General features: G+C 43.2%; 21 protein-coding genes. 6 read left to right on the top strand and 15 right to left on the bottom strand.

Annotated elements, in window-relative coordinates:
* Positions 1-8 precede the first annotated feature (8 nt).
* From L1D51_RS02650 to L1D51_RS02615, 8 genes are read right to left on the bottom strand one after another with little or no spacing between them, the layout of a single operon-like run.
* Entirely contained in the window at positions 9-647 is a 639-nt protein-coding gene (locus L1D51_RS02650; protein WP_239962530.1) for a protein-L-isoaspartate(D-aspartate) O-methyltransferase, read from the bottom strand.
* Entirely contained in the window at positions 637-1,401 is a 765-nt protein-coding gene (surE, locus tag L1D51_RS02645; RefSeq protein WP_054560899.1) for a 5'/3'-nucleotidase SurE, read from the bottom strand. The genes L1D51_RS02650 and surE overlap by 11 nt, the downstream gene beginning before the upstream one ends.
* Entirely contained in the window at positions 1,402-2,430 is a 1,029-nt protein-coding gene (truD, locus tag L1D51_RS02640; protein ID WP_239962528.1) for a tRNA pseudouridine(13) synthase TruD, read from the bottom strand.
* The gene (ispF, locus tag L1D51_RS02635; protein WP_054560901.1) at positions 2,427-2,909 is read right to left on the bottom strand and encodes a 2-C-methyl-D-erythritol 2,4-cyclodiphosphate synthase; all 483 of its coding nucleotides are present in this window, start codon (positions 2,907-2,909) and stop codon (positions 2,427-2,429) included. The genes truD and ispF overlap by 4 nt, the downstream gene beginning before the upstream one ends.
* Entirely contained in the window at positions 2,906-3,607 is a 702-nt protein-coding gene (ispD, locus tag L1D51_RS02630; protein ID WP_239962526.1) for a 2-C-methyl-D-erythritol 4-phosphate cytidylyltransferase, read from the bottom strand. The genes ispF and ispD overlap by 4 nt, the downstream gene beginning before the upstream one ends.
* Positions 3,597-3,887 carry a cell division protein FtsB gene (gene ftsB / locus L1D51_RS02625; RefSeq protein WP_054560903.1) on the bottom strand — a complete coding sequence of 97 codons (291 nt, stop codon included), beginning with the start codon at positions 3,885-3,887 and terminating at the stop codon, positions 3,597-3,599. Before ftsB ends, ispD begins: the two co-directional genes overlap by 11 nt.
* Before the next feature lie 22 nt (positions 3,888-3,909).
* Positions 3,910-4,542: a hypothetical protein gene (locus tag L1D51_RS02620; RefSeq protein WP_239962524.1), complete on the bottom strand. Its 633-nt coding sequence runs from the start codon at positions 4,540-4,542 to the stop codon at positions 3,910-3,912.
* 59 nt (positions 4,543-4,601) lie between these two features.
* Positions 4,602-5,084 carry a DUF2947 domain-containing protein gene (locus tag L1D51_RS02615; RefSeq protein ID WP_054560905.1) on the bottom strand — a complete coding sequence of 161 codons (483 nt, stop codon included), beginning with the start codon at positions 5,082-5,084 and terminating at the stop codon, positions 4,602-4,604.
* 63 nt (positions 5,085-5,147) lie between these two features.
* Between L1D51_RS02615 and L1D51_RS02610 the strand changes: the two genes are divergently transcribed.
* Genes L1D51_RS02610 through L1D51_RS02600 form a run of 3 tightly spaced genes read left to right on the top strand, consistent with a single transcriptional unit; the run spans position 5,148 to position 7,471 of the window.
* Positions 5,148-5,381 carry a DUF1653 domain-containing protein gene (locus tag L1D51_RS02610; RefSeq protein ID WP_371319660.1) on the top strand — a complete coding sequence of 78 codons (234 nt, stop codon included), beginning with the start codon at positions 5,148-5,150 and terminating at the stop codon, positions 5,379-5,381.
* Between the two features lie 52 nt (positions 5,382-5,433).
* Complete coding sequence (locus L1D51_RS02605; RefSeq protein WP_055021018.1) at positions 5,434-6,282, top strand: AAA family ATPase; 849 nt, start codon at positions 5,434-5,436, stop codon at positions 6,280-6,282.
* 1 nt (position 6,283) lies between these two features.
* Positions 6,284-7,471: a vWA domain-containing protein gene (locus tag L1D51_RS02600; RefSeq protein WP_054560908.1), complete on the top strand. Its 1,188-nt coding sequence runs from the start codon at positions 6,284-6,286 to the stop codon at positions 7,469-7,471.
* Between the two features lie 127 nt (positions 7,472-7,598).
* On the opposite strand, the gene L1D51_RS02595 is transcribed toward L1D51_RS02600, so the two are convergent.
* The 3 genes from L1D51_RS02595 to ppnP form a co-directional block, all read right to left on the bottom strand.
* Positions 7,599-8,771, bottom strand: coding sequence for an NRAMP family divalent metal transporter (locus tag L1D51_RS02595; protein WP_425605530.1), 1,173 nt, complete (start codon positions 8,769-8,771; stop codon positions 7,599-7,601).
* A gap of 632 nt (positions 8,772-9,403) precedes the next feature.
* Positions 9,404-9,760: a ribosome hibernation-promoting factor, HPF/YfiA family gene (gene hpf, locus L1D51_RS02590; protein WP_054551132.1), complete on the bottom strand. Its 357-nt coding sequence runs from the start codon at positions 9,758-9,760 to the stop codon at positions 9,404-9,406.
* Between the two features lie 182 nt (positions 9,761-9,942).
* Positions 9,943-10,254 carry a pyrimidine/purine nucleoside phosphorylase gene (gene ppnP, locus L1D51_RS02585; protein WP_055198221.1) on the bottom strand — a complete coding sequence of 104 codons (312 nt, stop codon included), beginning with the start codon at positions 10,252-10,254 and terminating at the stop codon, positions 9,943-9,945.
* A 291-nt stretch (positions 10,255-10,545) separates the two neighbouring features.
* On the opposite strand from ppnP, the gene L1D51_RS02580 reads away from it, so the two are divergent.
* Together L1D51_RS02580 and L1D51_RS02575 are read left to right on the top strand one after the other, a co-directional pair.
* The gene (locus L1D51_RS02580; protein WP_054560911.1) at positions 10,546-10,788 is read left to right on the top strand and encodes a type II toxin-antitoxin system ParD family antitoxin; all 243 of its coding nucleotides are present in this window, start codon (positions 10,546-10,548) and stop codon (positions 10,786-10,788) included.
* A complete protein-coding gene (locus tag L1D51_RS02575; protein WP_345779047.1) occupies positions 10,785-11,021 on the top strand; it encodes a type II toxin-antitoxin system RelE/ParE family toxin in 237 nt (78 codons plus the stop codon). The genes L1D51_RS02580 and L1D51_RS02575 overlap by 4 nt, the downstream gene beginning before the upstream one ends.
* A gap of 295 nt (positions 11,022-11,316) precedes the next feature.
* Here L1D51_RS02575 and tkt read toward each other — a convergent pair whose 3' ends face one another.
* Positions 11,317-13,308 (bottom strand): transketolase, encoded by a 1,992-nt coding sequence (tkt, locus tag L1D51_RS02570; protein ID WP_239962520.1) that lies wholly within the window; start codon positions 13,306-13,308, stop codon positions 11,317-11,319.
* Between the two features lie 266 nt (positions 13,309-13,574).
* Between tkt and metK the strand changes: the two genes are divergently transcribed.
* The gene (metK, locus tag L1D51_RS02565; protein ID WP_054551125.1) at positions 13,575-14,726 is read left to right on the top strand and encodes a methionine adenosyltransferase; all 1,152 of its coding nucleotides are present in this window, start codon (positions 13,575-13,577) and stop codon (positions 14,724-14,726) included.
* A 52-nt stretch (positions 14,727-14,778) separates the two neighbouring features.
* Here the strand turns inward: metK and L1D51_RS02560 are convergent, their stop codons facing one another.
* From L1D51_RS02560 to L1D51_RS02550, 3 genes are all read right to left on the bottom strand, one after another.
* Positions 14,779-15,183: a diacylglycerol kinase gene (locus L1D51_RS02560; RefSeq protein WP_239962518.1), complete on the bottom strand. Its 405-nt coding sequence runs from the start codon at positions 15,181-15,183 to the stop codon at positions 14,779-14,781.
* A 79-nt stretch (positions 15,184-15,262) separates the two neighbouring features.
* A complete protein-coding gene (locus tag L1D51_RS02555; RefSeq protein ID WP_055021548.1) occupies positions 15,263-15,871 on the bottom strand; it encodes an START domain-containing protein in 609 nt (202 codons plus the stop codon).
* Positions 15,872-15,908: 37 nt separating this feature from the next.
* The gene (locus L1D51_RS02550; RefSeq protein WP_239962516.1) at positions 15,909-17,429 is read right to left on the bottom strand and encodes a CYTH and CHAD domain-containing protein; all 1,521 of its coding nucleotides are present in this window, start codon (positions 17,427-17,429) and stop codon (positions 15,909-15,911) included.
* Between the last annotated feature and the right edge of the window lie 55 nt (positions 17,430-17,484).

Raw genomic sequence — 17,484 nt, 5'->3', positions numbered from 1 at the left:
ATAACGTCCTATTCAATATCACCAGGTACCAAAGGTACAAATCGTACTGGTGCAACTTTATGTTCTGTAAAAGTGTCGCCATTTCTAACGACCATCATTAATTGCTGATCTTGCTCACCGATAGGTGCAATCATAACGCCCCCATCAGCAAGTTGTGCCAGAAGTCCTTTTGGCATAGTAGCCGCAGCTGCTGTGACAATAATCCCCTCAAACGGAGCTTGCGACTGCCAGCCTTGCCAACCGTCACCGTGTTTCATGGTGACATTATATAAATCAAGCTTATGCAAACGACGTTTTGCTTGCCATTGCAATGCTTTAATACGCTCTACCGAGCACACTTTAGAGAAGGTTTTTGCCAGTATTGCTGTTTGGTAGCCAGAGCCTGTGCCAATTTCGAGCACTTTATCACGTACACCCGCTAAGCGGAGCAGCTCAGTCATACGTGCGACAATATATGGCTGCGAAATCGTTTGTCCTTGACCGATTGGCAGTGCGGTATTTTGATAAGCTTTGTGTTGCAAAACATCATCGATAAAAATATGTCTGGGTGTTGAGGCTATCGCTTCAAGCACAGTACTGTCTTCTACACCTTCGCGTTTCAATAACTCTGCTAATGCCAGTGCACTGCGATTATAATTAGTCAGCACTATTAATCTCCATATTTGCTAACCAGCTATCGACGGCTTGTAAGCTCTCTTTCGCCGTCATATCAACACTAAGCGGGGTCACTGATGCATAACCATTATTAATGGCATAAAAATCAGTGCCTTCACCTGCATCACTTTCAGCACCAAGGGTACCATACCAATAAATGTCACGGCCCCATGGGTCTTGTTGTTTCGTCATGGTTTCAGCTTTATGACGCGAACCTAAACGGGTTACCTTAACTCCTTTTAGCTCAGTAAGCGGAATATCTGGCACGTTTAAGTTGATGATTTGATCTTTCGGTAACGGGTGCGATGCCAACTCTTTGATAATACTCACCGCAACCGCTGCAGCAGTTTCAAAGTGATTTCCTTCTTTAGAGCATAACGACACAGCAATCGCCGGCAGTCCTAAGTGGCGCCCTTCAGTGGCCGCTGCTACTGTACCTGAATACAAGGTATCATCACCTAGGTTGGCGCCGTGGTTTATTCCTGCAACCACTAGATCTGGCTGCTGCTCGACTAATTCATTAACTCCCAAATGCACACAGTCAGTCGGCGTGCCATTAATCGAAATAAAGCCATTATCAAGGGTGGTTGCACGAAGTGGATTCATGAGCGTTAATGAATTACTTGCGCCACTACAATTACGATCTGGCGCTACTAAGGTCACATCTGCTATTTGCGTCAATGCATGATACAAAACCGCAATCCCTTTAGCATGTACGCCATCATCATTGCTCAATAAGATTTTCATTTACGCATCCTTTTGTTTTTGTTCTCTGGGGCTTGCATCTTGATAGTCCACCAGCTCACGCAGCAGGGCGGTAGCAAAACAGCCTTTTGGTAAACCAAAACTTAACTTTAAAGTAGTTTCATCAATCGTTTCAACAGCTAATGAATCAGGAATAAGTCGTAACATTCTACGCTCATTCTTAAGGCCAAGTTCGCTAAGGCCATCTATCCAAGACTGATAAGGTTCGAGCCACACTTTTTCGGTTTCGGCCAGGCCTTTTTCGCCTTTACCAACCATAGGTGCCGACATCACAATATCGCCAGACGCTAAGCGCGCAATATTGTCATCACTAATGTTGTCTTCAAAAAAAGCATTGCTGCCGCTGAGCATAAACACTTCGCGGTGCATTGTTTTCGCAAGGCCATGCTCGGCAACCCGCATACTCACGATTTCATTAAAAACATAAGAGCGCGCAGCTGAAATAACTAAGCCACGCAATTTTTTATCGCGGATACGCTCTCCAGCAAACATGCGCTTTGCCATTTCAAGGTTGTGACCACCATGGCCAAAGCGCTGCTCACCAAAGTAATTAGGCACCCCTGCACGCACCGCGTTGATACGGCACAAAATATCCAGCGGCTCAGTTACATTACGTAATGTAATGGTAAAGCGATTGCCTTTATGACAACCGGTTCTGAGCTTACGGTTATGGCGCTGTTGCGATATTACAAAAAACTGATCGTTATTCAGTTCGCTAAATTCTATGTGCTTCTTAATTGGCACGGGAACACTAAACCATTGGGTACACACGCCATGACGGTCTTTTAAGCCCGCATAACTTACATCACGAGGTGATACCCCCGCTTTTTCGGCAATGCGTTTCGCAATAAACTGAGTATTTTCGCCTTTTTTTACAACCTGCAAGCAAACATGTTCACCAGAACCGGTAAACTCAATACCTAAATCTTCATCAACCATGAAGTCTTCAGCGTGAGTTTTAAAGTCAGCCTTAGAAAGAGGTTTACCGTATAGGTAGTTTAACTCGCTCATGCGCTTTGTTTGCTCATAATCACCACAGCGTGGCTTGAGATACCTTCTTTGCGGCCTTCAAACCCAAGCTTCTCAGTGGTTGTTGCTTTCACATTAACTTGTGAAATATCAGCTTCAAGGTCTTGGCATAAGTTTTCACGCATAGCTTGAATATGTGGCAACATTTTTGGTGCTTGCGCAACAATCGTGACGTCGGCATTGCCAAGTATATAACCTTGCTCTTTAGCAAGCCCAACCACGTGGCGTAGTAAAATTCGGCTATCAATATTTTCGTATTCGCTCGCAGTATCAGGGAAATGCTTGCCAATATCACCCATTGCCAATGCGCCTAAAATGGCATCACACAATGCGTGAATAGCAACGTCACCATCTGAATGTGCTAAAAAGCCTTGTGGGTAATCTATTTTTTCACCACAAATTACCAACGGGCCTTCGCCGCCAAATTTGTGTACATCAAAGCCATGGCCAATTCGAATCATGAGGTACTCTCGTTTTGTTGTTTTTGCAGTAAAAATGCTGCTAAATCTAAATCTTCTGGGGTGGTGATTTTAATGTTGTCACTGCGACCTGCAACCAGCTTAACAGGCTGCTTAGCCCATTCAATTGCCGATGCCTCATCAGTGATAGTCACACCATTTTTAAGGGCACTTGATAGCGCATTAGTCAGCGCTTGATAAGGGAAAAGCTGAGGGGTGAGTGCCTGCCATAAATCATCACGTGGCACCGTTTGCTCACTGTGGGTATGACCGCGCTTAATGGTGTCTTTTACTTTTGACGCTAAAATACCGCCTTCATTGGCAGCGATACATTCAGTTATTAAACGCTGAATATCAGCAAGACACACTAACGGCCTTGCCGCATCGTGAACAAGCACCCAATCAGGTGGGTTGCCAGCAAGTGATAGCAAGGCGTTAAGCACAGAATCAGCGCGCTCTTTACCACCAGACACGCGCTCAATACGCTTATCTATGTGTGGTAAATCAGCAAAGTAGCCGTCATCATCGCTAATTGCTACTTTGATGGTGTTTAATTCGTTAAGTTCTGCAAGTTTACTTAGGGTATGTTCTAAAATAGTTTTACCCGCAAGTTCAATATACTGCTTTGGCGCCGAATGCTGCATTCGACTCCCTACTCCCGCAGCGGGAACAATGGCGGTGATAGATTGCTTAGTGTTCATTTTGCTGTTGACCTGGTAATACGCGAATAAAGGTTTCGCCAGGTTTAATCATTCCTAATTCATTACGCGCCCGTTCTTCAATGCCCTCTTGACCGAGCTTTAAGTCTTCAATATCGGCTTTGAGCACTTTATTGCGCTTTAATAATTTCGCATTGGTGTCTTGATGAGAGGTAACCGCTTGTTTTAAACGAGTGTAGTCTTGCACCCCATTATGGCCAAACCATAAGCGGTACTGAATAAATAAAGCCAAACACAACAAGGCGAATTGAAAAACCCGCATTGAACACTCCTTCGCGGTTAAATTAAGTCAAAGGGCGTTTTAAATTACGCCAATTTATATTGCTTGCTAACAGCATTTCTCTTAATGACAAACGCTTAGGTGTGATGCGTTTATTAAATTGCCATTGATGACCGCAACACGCCGCAGCCATCACCGCCTTTGCAGGCTTAAGCAATTGAATATGCGTGTTTTCTAGCGATTCACCGGAAGTATCAAACCAACCAAGCTCGTTGCAATGTACCTTATTGTCGCTTACTTGATCTAAGCTGTCTATGCGCACGGTTGTACATTGCTCGTCATTAATTAGCACGGGAACAATTAACCCGCGCTTAGCATGTTGACTATAAAAGTCTTTTGAGTCTTTTTTATTATAAACAGGCGGCGTTGTTTTTTGTTTTTCAAGCCAACTGCCATTTTGTGAATCGAGCTGTAGTGGCGCATCACCACTGACAATACGCATAGCTAAACGCTCAATATAGTAAGGCAGGCTTGCTAATAAACGTTTTAGCCTTGCTGTATCAGGTTCATCAACTAAACGCGGGATCTCACGAGCATAAAATGCATTACATAACTGCGCATACAAAGCTCTCTCGGCATCAGTTTGCCAAATTTCGGCTTGTTGCGAGTGTTCGCTCTGTGGAGTTGGTTTAGACAATGCGCGCTCTTATAAAACAATTGCTTGACTGTTTTATAGCATAGAGCGTTTATTGAGCGCTACTTTACTGCGCCTTTTTTACCCAATTTTGCATTACCAGTTTCTAAAAACTGCACCATTGCATCACGCTTTTTACCTAGTAGCAAACTACCATCAGCTAAAAACATAAAGTTTTGCCAACAACGTTTAAAAACAGCAAAGCTGGTTTCAATGATGTTGTCGCGAGCCATGCAAAAATAAACAGTGGTGTTTGCTTCCCACTCTAAGTGGTTAAGGATTTCTTCTGGTAACTGCTCATCGCCAGCTTCCCATGCACTTTCCCAGTTAATGGTCTCTGAAAAGCTGTCGTCTTTGCCGCACCAATCTGTTTTATCAAAAAAGTCAGGGTGATCATGCTCGCGGCTCACCATAGTAGTCCATAAAACCGCAGCGCGTTCAGCGCTCATTGGTTTAATTTGTGCTGCGTCTTCGCTGCTTATCGGCATATCTTTATGACGAAAAACCCAGGCTTTTTTGTATTCATCTAACGAAATATAATTCATAGTTTAGGCAGTTTGTTTCAGCGTAAAATGTGCAAACTGCAATTATACCCAAATGACTCCAAGATGCGAGATAAACACATGACAATCAAACCCGGTATTTACCAACATTACAAAGGTCCAAAATACAAAGTTGAATATGTTGCCACCCACAGCGAAACGAATGAGCCACTGGTAATTTATCAAGCGCTATATGGCGAATTTGGCATGTGGGCACGCCCGCTTAGTATGTTTACAGAAACCGTCACTGTCGAGGGTAAAACAATACCGCGTTTTGCATACCTTTCAGACGCCGACTAACTGTGGCATCATGACGTTATTAATCACTGCTCAGACCAGATAAGGTGACATCGTGCTTTTTAATTCAACCGATAACTACATTGCCAGTAACTCATTAAAACAAGCGGTTAACGCAGCGATCTTGCTCGAAAAACCGTTGCTAATAAAAGGTGAGCCCGGCACAGGTAAAACCATGCTGGCCGAGGAGCTTGCAAAAAGCTTAGACACTACGCTAATTCAATGGCACATCAAATCAACCACTAAGGCGCAGCAAGGCCTGTATGAATATGATGCGGTATCGCGTCTTCGCGACAGCCAGTTAGGTGATGAGCGTGTGCACGATATCAGCAACTACATTGTAAAAGGGAAATTATGGCAAGCCTTTACCTATGGTGAGCAACATAACAAACGCCCTGTGCTATTGATTGATGAAATCGACAAAGCCGATATTGAATTTCCCAACGACTTGCTACTAGAGCTCGATAAAATGGAGTTTCATGTTTATGAAACCGGCGAGCGAGTTATTGCTAAGCAACGTCCGATTGTGATCATTACGTCAAATAACGAAAAAGAACTGCCAGACGCCTTTTTACGTCGTTGTTTTTTCCATTACATTGATTTCCCTAGTAGTGAAGAAATGGCACAAATTATCGATGTGCATCACCCTCACGTTAAACAAGATTTAGTTCGCCAAGCACTTGAGGTGTTCTTTAATCTACGTGAAGTTAATGGCATTAAGAAAAAACCATCAACCAGCGAGTTGCTTGATTGGTTAAAGCTACTGATGGCCGAAGATATAGACGCTAAAACACTGCATGATAAAAGCCAAAAAGGCGGCTTAATGCCCATGTTTGGCGCGTTATTAAAGAACGAGCAAGACATTAGCTTAGTCGAAAAACTTGCGTTTATGAGCCGCCGTTAATATGTTAATTGCGTTTTTCTTCAAGCTTCGCGAATACCGCTTACCTGTTAGTTTGCGAGAGCTACTTGATTTGATCAATGCGCTCAAGCAAGGGGTTATTTTTGCCGACGTTGACGCGTTTTATTATTTGGCGCGTACCATCATGGTAAAAGACGAAACTCACTTTGATCGTTTTGATAAAGCCTTTGCAGATTACTTTAGTGGCGTGGCCGACCTTGATCTGCTCGAAAGTTTAAAACAGCAACACGACTTGCCTAATGATTGGCTACGCAAAGAGTTTGAAAAGCACCTAAGCGAAGAAGAAAAAGCGCAATTACAAGCCATGGGCGGCCTTGATAAACTCATGGAAACCCTCAAGCAACGCCTTGAAGAGCAGCAAAAGCGCCATGCTGGAGGTAATAAGTGGGTGGGTACCGGTGGTACTTCGCCATTTGGTGCCTATGGCTATAACCCTGAAGGTGTTCGCATAGGCCAAGACGGTAACCGACATCGCCGTGCGGTAAAAGTATGGGATAAACGCAGCTACCGAAACCTTGATAGTGACCGTGAAATCGGCTCGCGCACCATTAAACTTGCTCTAAAAAAACTGCGTAAATTTGCCCGTACTGGCGCCAGCGATACTCTCGATTTAACCGAAACAATTCGCGCTACTGCAAAACAAGGCGGCATGCTCGATGTAAAAATGGCTCCAGAGCGCCATAATGCCGTAAAAGTATTGATGCTGTTTGATATCGGTGGTTCAATGGATGATTACATTCATACCTGCGAAGAGTTATTTAGTGCCGCCCACAGCGAGTTTAAACACCTTGAGTTTTACTATTTTCATAACTGTTTGTATGAGCATGTTTGGCAAGACAACGAACGTCGTCACTCTAACGTAATTGATACCATGACCTTGATTAACAAGTTCACCAGCGACTACAAGGTGATCTTTGTTGGTGACGCCACCATGGGTCCCTACGAAATAGCCTACCCCGGTGGCAGCGTTGAGCATTGGAATGAAGAGCCCGGCAGCGCTTGGCTAAACCGCATAACCAATCACTTTGATAAAGTCGCTTGGCTCAACCCGCAACCCGTTGAACATTGGCGCTATTATCAATCAATTGATTTTATAAAGCAGTTAATGGACAACCGCATGTACCCACTCACGCTAGATGGGATTAGTAATGCGATTAGGGAGTTGAGTTAAAGCTAGAAAGTCTAAACTGGCCACTATCTAAGTCAAGCAGCTCGAAAACTTTACTCTTACCCCTAGTAACTCGCTAACTGTCAATCTGACAGCTCTAACTTTACTCTTTCCCCTTGTAACTCGCTAACTAAGCGAGTTTCCAAACTAAAAACACCAGCGCAAAGCCCACTAAATAAACCAAACCTAGCCAGCTGAGGGTGCGTAATAAAGGTGAGTGATGAATGCTGGGTTCTGAGCGTACTAAACTAAAGTTCAGCCATGCAAATACGGGAGTGGTTACAAAAGCGAGGGTCATAGCAAAAGTAAGCATTGGGCCAAGGGCTGATTTAAAGAATAGAATCACGGCCATACCTGCAAATGCTTGTAGTAATAACCACATATTTAAACTGTGTTTAGATTGTTTAATCGGTAGCAGTTTATGTGACTCATTTAATGTTCTGGCATAGCCATCAAGCACTGTTAGCGTGGTGCCAAACATACATAAAAAAGCGATACCTGAAACCAGTGGCCTTGCCCACTCGCCCATAGTGAGGGCATACATATCAATTAGCTGCTTTGCAAAAGCGACTCCACCTAATTGCACAGCTTGTGCTTGGCCATATTGCACTAACACACCTAACGAGAAAAACACGAGCGCAAGTGCTGCGGTAAGCCAGTAGCCCAAATTAAAGTCAAACAAGCCTTGTTGTTTTGTCACTGGTTGTTGGTGCTGTTTTTCTTTTAGCCACAATGAGCTAATTGCTGATATTTCGATAGGCGCAGGCATCCAGCCCATAAGCGCGACCAAAAAGCCGAGCATAGCAAGCTCATACGGCGACGGACCCACATAGTCAACTGGCGCCATAGCACCATTATTAATTGCCACTACCAACGCTGCCACAGTTGTAACCGTTAACAGCCCCATAATGAGCTTTGAGACATTATCGAGCGCCTTAAAATGCCCCAGCAACAAAATAAGCAAACACACAGCTAAAATCAGCCAGCATAATAAGGTCACAGAAACAGTGACAGGTAATGCATAGTGCAGCAGGCTGGCCGTTAATAATAAAACCCCCGCAGTATTTACTACCGCAGCGACAATATTAAGCGCAATAAAACTATAGAAATACCCCGGCCCTTTTTGCTTGTAGCCCTCAACTAAACTTTGTTTAGTTGCAAGGGTGTACTCCATACCGAATCGAAAGAATGGGTACTTCAATAGGTTTACTACTATGATTAGCCAAAATAGCTGCCAGCCGAATAACGATCCTGCTTGTGTTGATGCTACTAGATGTGAGCCACCAATGGCGGCTGTAGCCATTAAAATCCCCGGCCCTAAAGCATTTAATTTAGACTGCCAATTTGATACTGCTGCTTGCATATGCTTTGTGTGTTTTATTCTTAGTAACAAGCAACTTACAGCGTTTTGTGTGAGATTGGAAGCAGAGCAAGTTAGCAAGTTAGCAAGTTAGCAAGTTAGCAAGTTAGCAAGTTAGCAAGTTAGCAAGTTAGCAAGTTAGCAAGTTAGCAAGTTAGCAAGTTAGCAAGTTAGCAAGTTAGCAAGTTAGCAAGTTAGCAAGTTAGCAAGTTAGCAAGTTAGCAACACTAGACTGCCTACCACTTTTGTCAAGCCGTTGTTTATTTAATCTGACTTCTAACGACTGATATCTAATATCTCCATTTTTATTCGGCGTTAAAACGCCTCCTACGTCTCTAACTCGCAAACTTTCCCCTTTACTCTTTCTAACTCACTAACTTTACTCTTTCTAACTCACTAACTTTACTCTTTCCCCTAGTAACTCGCTAACTTTTGGAACTTCAATCTGACGGCTGACGGCTGACGGCTGACGGCTGACGGCTAATAGTTAAATATTAAAACCAAAAAAGCCAAGCGTTTCGCAACGGTTGGCTTTTTTGGTTTTAAGTCTAGCCGCTTAGGCTAGTGCTCTGTAATTAGCTCAGGTTCATTTCCTGAATGATTTCGTGGGCAATTTCCGGTGTTGTACTGACCGGCTTTTCGTGTAGTTTGGCTTTCATTTGCCCTTTACGATGTTTAAGTGATGCATCAAGTTTTTTTGCAGCACCTGCGATAGCTGGGTACATCACATCATCTTCAGCTTTTACTGATAAACGTGCGCCTTCATAGGTTGTACTAATCTCAGCCTGATACTTATTGTGCTCTTTTGAAAGAATAATATCGAGTGATATTAATGATGGAAAATGGCTAGCAATTTTCGAGAACTTCTCGTTGATATGAGCTCTAACAGCCTCAGTAACGTCAACATGATGACCAGAAATATTAATCTTCATAGGGTATCCTTTTTTCTTGTTACCTCACAGTTAGTATTGGGGGCGAATTGAATTAACACAAGCGAAAATTGCAGATAATTAGTAATTGATTGTAACCACAGATGATTTAGATCATGCGTTGCGGATAAAATATGCAAAAGCCCGCATCACACGGGCTTTTCAGAGAGGTTAACAACTGCTCGTTAACTATACGAACAACAGTAATCAGCAAATTCGCTGACCTTTACTAAGAAGGTAACATTTGCATCAACGGTAAATGACTCTCCAGCTTGCATTGTTTGCCATTCGCTCTCACCGGGTAAAAGCACTTGCCAACTGCCACCGTTAAGCTCCATCAACTCTTTTTTGCTCGTAGCAAACTCAAACTCACCTGGTTGCATAAAGCCTAACGTCTTCGTGCTGCCATCAGCAAATACCACAGAACGGCTAGACACTTTACCGTCAAAATACACATTGGCTTTTTTCAGCACACTTACATTATCAAACTGAGACATCCTCACTCCTGTTGTTTTATTATTAAGTTACAGACAGTGCCAGTTGTCGGTTTAGCATTCAAGGGGAGCTGGGTGAGAAATAATCAAGTCGGGATAGCTGTAAGCTGTCAGTTTTAAGCCGAAGGTGCAATTGTGGTAGGTCGTGCTTTAGCACGAGTATCAGCATGATAAGCACATCCTTCTTACTTTAGTTTGAGTTCAAAAATATGGCTTGAACGCTTTGTTACATACCTTGCATCCAAGCTCAACTGATACCATAATTAGGTATCTATTGGTATTAAGGGCTAAATCATGGCTAAAAACACTAGTATTACTTTGGGTGACCATTTTGACAGTTTTATAGCAAATCAAATTCAAAGTGGTCGCTATGGCTCGGCGAGTGAAGTCATACGCTCCGCTTTACGTTTACTTGAAAGCCAGGAGACGAAAATGAACACTTTACGCCAATTACTTGTTGAAGGTGAAAATAGTGGAGTTGCGGATTATGACCTTGATTCGTTTATCAATGAGTTAGACAACGAAGAAAGAAAATGAAGCCCTTTCAATTAACTAACAAGGCAAAATCTGATTTAAAAGATGTAGCCTTGTTTACCTCTCGACGCTGGGGTCGTGAACAGCGAAACATTTATCTAAAACAATTTGATGACTCATTCTGGCTGTTAGCCGAAAACCCTGACATTGGTAAAGCCTGTGACGAGATTCGCGATGGCTATAGGAAATTCCCACAAGGAAGCCACGTAATCTTTTATCGTCAAATCGGCAGTTAAAATATCGAGATCATCCGTATCCTCCACAAAAGTATGGATGTGAATCCAATTTTTGGCGCATAACTCTCATCTTAAAAACTTAAATTTGGCTTCTGGTATTCAATCAAAAAGCATAACTTTCACGCGAAATAAATTTCACGCTTACAGTGAGGTATTTAAAACTGACAGCTGATGGCTGAAAGCTACCAGCTCTGAGTGCGTTGGGTTTCACTCCGTTCTACTCAACCTACGGGGGAATAAAAAAGCCCGCGCTGTGGTTATACAGGGCGGGCTTTTAAATTTTAGCGACTAAAGCTTAGAACAAGGCGTTTGCTTTGTTTACGATGTTTTCAACAGTGAAACCAAAGTGCTTGAATAACTCGCCTGCAGGTGCTGACTCACCGAAGGTCGTCATACCAACTACTGCGCCGTTTAGGCCTACGTATTTGTACCAGTAGTCTGCGATGCCCGCTTCGATTGCTACGCGGCGTGTTACGCTTGCTGGTAATACGCTTTCTTTATACGTAGCGTCTTGCTCATCAAATAAATCAGTTGAAGGCATAGATACCACACGTACTTTTTTACCTTGTGAACGCAGTTCTGCAGCGGCATCTTGTGCAAGCTGTACTTCAGAACCTGTTGCAATAAGGATAAGCTCTGGCTCACCGTCACAGCTAAGTACGTAACCACCTTTTTTCACATCAGCTAACTGCTGTGCAGTACGCGTTTGTTGCTCAAGGCCTTGGCGAGTGAAAATCAGTGATGTTGGGCCATCTTTACGCTCAATTGCTTGTTGCCATGCAATCGCTGACTCAACTTGGTCACATGGGCGCCAGTTCACTAGATTAGGCGTTAAACGCATGCTTGCAATTTGCTCTACCGGTTGGTGCGTTGGGCCATCTTCACCTAAACCAATTGAATCGTGTGTGTAAACGAAGATGCTTGGCTGCTTCATTAATGCCGCCATACGTACTGCGTTACGTGCGTATTCCATGAACATTAGGAATGTTGCACCGTATGGAATAAAGCCTTTGTGCAATGCAATACCATTCATAATCGCTGACATACCAAATTCACGTACACCGTAGAAAATGTAGTTACCGCTAGCATCGTTTGCTTCTAGGCCTTTTGAGCCATCCCAAAGTGTTAAGTTAGAACCTGCAAGGTCAGCAGAGCCACCCATGAATTCTGGTAGTAACGGGCCAAACGCATTTAATGCATTTTGTGATGCTTTACGTGTTGCTGGGTTTGCTGGGTTTGCTTGTAGCTCTTCAATGTAAGCTTGTGACTTTTCAGCCCAATCAGTTGGTAACTCACCATTTGTACGGCGTTTAAACTCAGCAGCAAGTTCAGGGTGTGCACTTGCGTATGCTGCAAACTTTTCGTCCCAGCTTGCTTCTAGTTGCTTACCTTTTTCTTTGCCATCCCACTCGCTGTAGATATCAGCTGGGATTTCAAATGCATCGCCAGTCCAACCTAGGAATTCACGAGATGCTTTAATTTCGTCTTCACCTAGTGGTGCACCGTGACAATCATGGCTACCTGATTTGTTAGGTGAACCGTAGCCAATCACTGTTTTACAACAGATTAATGATGGCTTATCAGTGATGCTACGCGCTTCTTCGATAGCGGCGCGAATTGCATCAGGGTTATGACCATCAACATCGCTTACTACGTGCCAGCCGTATGCTTTGAAGCGCGCTGGTGTGTCATCGCTGAACCAACCTTCTACTTCACCATCAATTGAGATGCCGTTGTCATCCCAAAACGCAACTAGTTTACCTAGGCCTAATGTACCGGCTAATGAACAGGCTTCGTGTGAAATACCTTCCATTAAACAGCCATCACCCATGAATGCATACGTGAAGTGATCAACAATATCGTGGCCTTCACGGTTAAACTGTGCAGCTAGCGCTTTTTCGGCAATAGCCATGCCCACTGCATTTGTGATCCCTTGACCTAATGGACCCGTAGTAGTCTCAATACCTGGTGCATACCCATACTCTGGGTGACCTGGTGTTTTTGAGTGCATTTGACGGAAGTTTTTAATTTCCTCTAGTGGTAAGTCATAGCCACTTAAGTGCAGTAGAGAATAGATCAGCATTGAACCGTGGCCGTTAGAAAGAATAAATCGATCTCGGTCTGCCCACTCTGGATTCGTTGGATTGTGCTTTAGATAATCGCGCCATAGTACTTCTGCGATATCTGCCATGCCCATAGGGGCGCCAGGGTGACCAGATTTGGCCTGTTGTACTGCGTCCATTGATAAGACGCGAATAGCATTTGCAAGTTCTTTGCGTGATGGCATGAATTCTCCTACCTTTATGTATTTGCGCTGGTTGTTTATGAAGCCCCATTCTTACTTATTGTAAGGGTACAGTGCAATTAAAAATCCGCATTAAATGCACCAATTATGGGCGTTTGTTAAGAACAATACGTTATTAGTAATTTTAAATAGACGTCTAGGCGTAAAATTACTATGCAAACATATTTGTTTTAGATAAAATACGCCCCTTAATTTTTTAGCGCTATTACCGACGTTTGTGAAGCGCAATATTTGTGAGCAGAAATACAATGGCAAAACATTTATTTACTTCTGAATCTGTTTCTGAAGGTCATCCGGATAAAATCGCGGACCAAATCTCTGACGCGGTTCTAGATGCTATCCTTGAGCAAGATTCTCATGCCCGTGTTGCATGTGAGACTTACGTTAAAACCGGTATGGTGATGGTTGGTGGTGAAATCACAACTAGCGCTTGGGTTGATATCGAAGAAATCACACGTAAAACAGTACGTGAAATCGGTTACACGCACTCAGACATGGGTTTCGATGCTGACTCTTGTGCGATCCTAAACACTATCGGTAAACAATCTCCAGACATCAACCAAGGTGTTGACCGTGCTCGCCCTGAAGAGCAAGGCGCTGGTGACCAAGGTCTAATGTTCGGTTACGCATGTAATGAAACTGACGTTTTAATGCCTGCACCTATCACTTATTCGCACCGTCTAGTTCAGCGCCAAGCTGAAGTTCGTAAAAGCGGTGAGCTTAACTGGTTACGCCCAGATGCAAAATCTCAAGTAACGTTTGCATACGAAAATGGCAAGCCTGTTGGTATTGATGCAGTTGTTCTTTCAACTCAACACTGTGATTCAATCTCACAAAACGACTTAGTTGAAGCGGTAATGGAAACTATCATTAAGCCGGTTCTTCCTGCTGAGCTAATCTCAAGCGCAACTAAGTTCTTCATCAACCCAACTGGCCGTTTCGTAATCGGTGGCCCAATGGGTGACTGTGGTCTTACAGGTCGTAAAATAATCGTTGATACATACGGTGGTATGGCTCGTCACGGTGGTGGTGCTTTCTCTGGTAAAGATCCATCAAAAGTTGACCGTTCAGCTGCATATGCTGCTCGTTACGTTGCTAAAAACGTGGTTGCTGCTGGCCTTGCTGACAAATGTGAGCTACAAGTTTCTTACGCTATCGGTGTTGCAGAGCCAACATCTATCAGCATCGAGACATTCGGTACAGGTAAATTAGAAGAAGCGCGCCTAATCGAATTAGTACGTGAGCACTTCGACCTACGCCCTTACGGCTTAATCCAAATGCTTGATCTTGAGCGTCCTATCTATCAACCGACTGCGGCATACGGCCACTTCGGTCGTGATGAGTTCCCTTGGGAGCGTACAGACAAAGCAGACGCACTTCGCGCAGCTGCTGGCCTGTAATAGGTTTGATAAAATGAAAAAAGCGCCTTTTGGCGCTTTTTTTATGTCTGTTTTAAAGGTAGGTAACTATCTTTTCGTAAACTGCGACACCCCAAACTAAGGCTAGAATTAGCAAGCTCAATGTCACTGCCGCAGAAGCCATATCTTTAGCTCGTCCCGATAATACATGATACTCAATCCCTACTCGGTCAGTGAGCGCTTCTATCGACGAGTTCAGTAACTCAACAATTAATAATAACAAGTAAGGAATAAACAACACTAACCAATGATTTAATGACTGCGCAAGAACCACTGACAAGGGTAATAAACACACCCCTAAATAGATTTCAGAACGAAATGCCGACTCTTCTTTAAATGCCGCTTTAAAGCCTTTAATAGAACACTTGGTTGCTTTTGAAATACGCCCAAAGCCAATACCATTTGGCTTATTAACTAGGGGAATTTTTGGTTCTTTCATTTTTTACCTACCCGCTCAGAATTAGCCTGATCATAATAATAAATTCTTACTCTGTCACCCAAATACGCTTGATTAAACGCTAGCAATCACCTGGAATACTGCTGGTGTTTGCGCGGGAAAACTGATTATTAGTTAATTGTTCTCTCAGTGCTTGTAGCGTTTTATAAACGCTTTTTAGCGATACCTTGTTACTTAACCAATGCGGAATTGAACCACTTGGATCAGCATAGGCTTGATGGCTGACCAACAAATTACTTTGTTGCTGCTCTAAACGCCAATAGGCGGTGAGGTCTTTAATACGCACAACACCAGAGACTTCGGCTTTTGCATAAGGTTGGCTTTTGATTTGTAACTCGGTTTTGTGCTCATCTAAAGCGTGATAACAAGAGTAACTAACTAAATCTCTATCTGACACCGGCCAAGGTGAATTAAAATGAGTATAAACAAGGGTTTCTGAGGGGCTTAAGCGCTCCATTAGCGTCACGCTTTTGACATTTTCAAGCCAGTTAGCAGCATTGTCGGTATCACTGAGTAATGCCATAAAGTCACTGGCTTTGGCATTTTTTACTAGCACAGAAGCATTAATTTCAATAATACCGGTTTTATGCTTTTTATAGCTAACCTTTATGCCGTCTTGCTGTTTGTAGGTTTGCCATTCAATAGGGTTAGCTACTGCCGAGAGACTCAAACATGCTAACCCTATCCATAGGCACAAGCGCATTTATTTAAAACCAATAAGGGTCTGTATTAAATGACGCGTGGCGACTTTGCTCCATCGCACTAACCAAAAACTCTGACTTTTGATCAAGCCATGATTGAATTTTGGTCAGCTCTAAGTCGTCTTGCCCTGCACATAACTGCTTTAAGTACTCAAGGGTGCTTAACTCATAAATACCATGAGAGATATCAAGCCACGGCATACGAAACTCATTTCTATCTTCTTTATCGAACAAGGCACCTAAGCAGTTGCCGCTGAGTAATGAGTTTTCAAGGCGGGTGCGCAGTGCCAAATAGTCTTTATCTGTAAACACTTGCTGCTCAGGAATAAGCTCGTGCATGTCGTGCCAATCTTTAGCAAATAAACGCTTAGCAATATCGGCAACTGGTTTTTCTGCAGCCTGAAACTCAGCCTGCCCCCATGATTTGCGCCACTGTTTTTCAATTAACCAGGTTGTTAATTGTAATAATAAGCGGTTGTATCGGGTGCTATGAAAAAGAGTTTCAATATCATCAATGCTTGGCTGTAACTCTTTTAGGTCATTAATAACTTGTGTGAGCTCAGGCGCACTGTTGATTTTTTTGTAGTATGCGTGGCGCTTAGATGTGTAGGTTTTTAGCTGAATAGCATTTTCAACCCACGCTAATTCGCTCAATAACCACTTTAACTCTGTACGCAATGAGTCGGTATCGTCTTTACTAACAATATCGTCAAACAGCCAAAATGTATGGCGAATTAAACGAATACCGTCTGTGACACGCTTAAGGGTTTTTAAGCTTGGTTTTATGAAATAGCAGGCTTCATGTTTTTGTACAAAGCGAATCGCGTAGTTAATGCTTTCTACTAAAGCTTGTTCTTGGGTTGCAACACGTTTTAGTGGCACAAAGCCAATTGATTTGCTTGCTTTTAATGGTTTGTCATCTGCAAGACGATAACCTCGAGCAGCTTTAGAATAAAGCCCTAAGCGAATATGGCTTTCACTAACCAGTTTATCTGCCAAAGCAAACAACTCATTACGACTACCTTCAATCAGTTCGATTTCAAGTTCAGAGATTGGCTCAACCTGACCCGAGGCAGCAACTTCACCTTTATCTAATACCACTTCAATTTTTGCGCCATTTTCGGTTTCGAGTAACCAAGTACGGCGTATAAAGTTAGTGCTAAAAATTGGGTATAGGTTTTCAGCAATACCAGACACTTGCATGCCATGCGGCCAAATAGCAGCATCAAATGCGAGTAAATCAGGGCGGTTACCTGACAGTGGTAAGTTGTATTCTGGGCGCTGATGTAAGCCGCCAACCACTTCGCCAGCAAGCTTGATAGTTTGTTCACACTCACCATCACAACAGCGAGTACGAAGGCCAATATCTAAAGCGCGTAATTCTCGGCTTGGCGTATCGTAATAAGCATTTTGTAAATTGCGTGACGGTTTGTTAGTAACGGTTTTTGCAAATTGGGTAATTAATGCGGGGATCAGTGGAACAACGGCATCTGACACCAAAAACTTCAGTTCTATCTCAGTATCCATTCGCTTTGCGGAGTACATTTAAAATAAATAAGTGATCAAAATAAACAAAGCAGAC

Origin of the sequence: Pseudoalteromonas shioyasakiensis (genome assembly GCF_022398475.1) — a bacterium.
Classification (GTDB): Bacteria; Pseudomonadota; Gammaproteobacteria; order Enterobacterales; family Alteromonadaceae; genus Pseudoalteromonas.
This window is presented reverse-complemented; position numbering and strand designations above follow the sequence as displayed.

Bases quoted from the DNA above. Each gene is read 5' to 3' on its own strand.
- ispD (WP_239962526.1), bottom strand. From the start codon at position 3,607: ATGAACACTAAGCAATCTATCACCGCCATTGTTCCCGCTGCGGGAGTA.
- L1D51_RS02610 (WP_371319660.1), top strand. From the start codon at position 5,148: ATGCGAGATAAACACATGACAATCAAACCCGGTATTTACCAACATTAC.
- L1D51_RS02550 (WP_239962516.1), bottom strand. From the start codon at position 17,429: ATGGATACTGAGATAGAACTGAAGTTTTTGGTGTCAGATGCCGTTGTT.
- L1D51_RS02595 (WP_425605530.1), bottom strand. From the start codon at position 8,771: ATGGCTACAGCCGCCATTGGTGGCTCACATCTAGTAGCATCAACACAA.
- tkt (WP_239962520.1), bottom strand. From the start codon at position 13,308: ATGCCATCACGCAAAGAACTTGCAAATGCTATTCGCGTCTTATCAATG.
- ppnP (WP_055198221.1), bottom strand. From the start codon at position 10,254: ATGTCTCAGTTTGATAATGTAAGTGTGCTGAAAAAAGCCAATGTGTAT.
- L1D51_RS02575 (WP_345779047.1), top strand. From the start codon at position 10,785: ATGAAGCCCTTTCAATTAACTAACAAGGCAAAATCTGATTTAAAAGAT.
- truD (WP_239962528.1), bottom strand. From the start codon at position 2,430: ATGAGCGAGTTAAACTACCTATACGGTAAACCTCTTTCTAAGGCTGAC.
- L1D51_RS02560 (WP_239962518.1), bottom strand. From the start codon at position 15,183: ATGAAAGAACCAAAAATTCCCCTAGTTAATAAGCCAAATGGTATTGGC.
- ispF (WP_054560901.1), bottom strand. From the start codon at position 2,909: ATGATTCGAATTGGCCATGGCTTTGATGTACACAAATTTGGCGGCGAA.
- L1D51_RS02615 (WP_054560905.1), bottom strand. From the start codon at position 5,084: ATGAATTATATTTCGTTAGATGAATACAAAAAAGCCTGGGTTTTTCGT.
- metK (WP_054551125.1), top strand. From the start codon at position 13,575: ATGGCAAAACATTTATTTACTTCTGAATCTGTTTCTGAAGGTCATCCG.
- hpf (WP_054551132.1), bottom strand. From the start codon at position 9,760: ATGAAGATTAATATTTCTGGTCATCATGTTGACGTTACTGAGGCTGTT.
- L1D51_RS02600 (WP_054560908.1), top strand. From the start codon at position 6,284: ATGTTAATTGCGTTTTTCTTCAAGCTTCGCGAATACCGCTTACCTGTT.
- L1D51_RS02580 (WP_054560911.1), top strand. From the start codon at position 10,546: ATGGCTAAAAACACTAGTATTACTTTGGGTGACCATTTTGACAGTTTT.
- ftsB (WP_054560903.1), bottom strand. From the start codon at position 3,887: ATGCGGGTTTTTCAATTCGCCTTGTTGTGTTTGGCTTTATTTATTCAG.
- surE (WP_054560899.1), bottom strand. From the start codon at position 1,401: ATGAAAATCTTATTGAGCAATGATGATGGCGTACATGCTAAAGGGATT.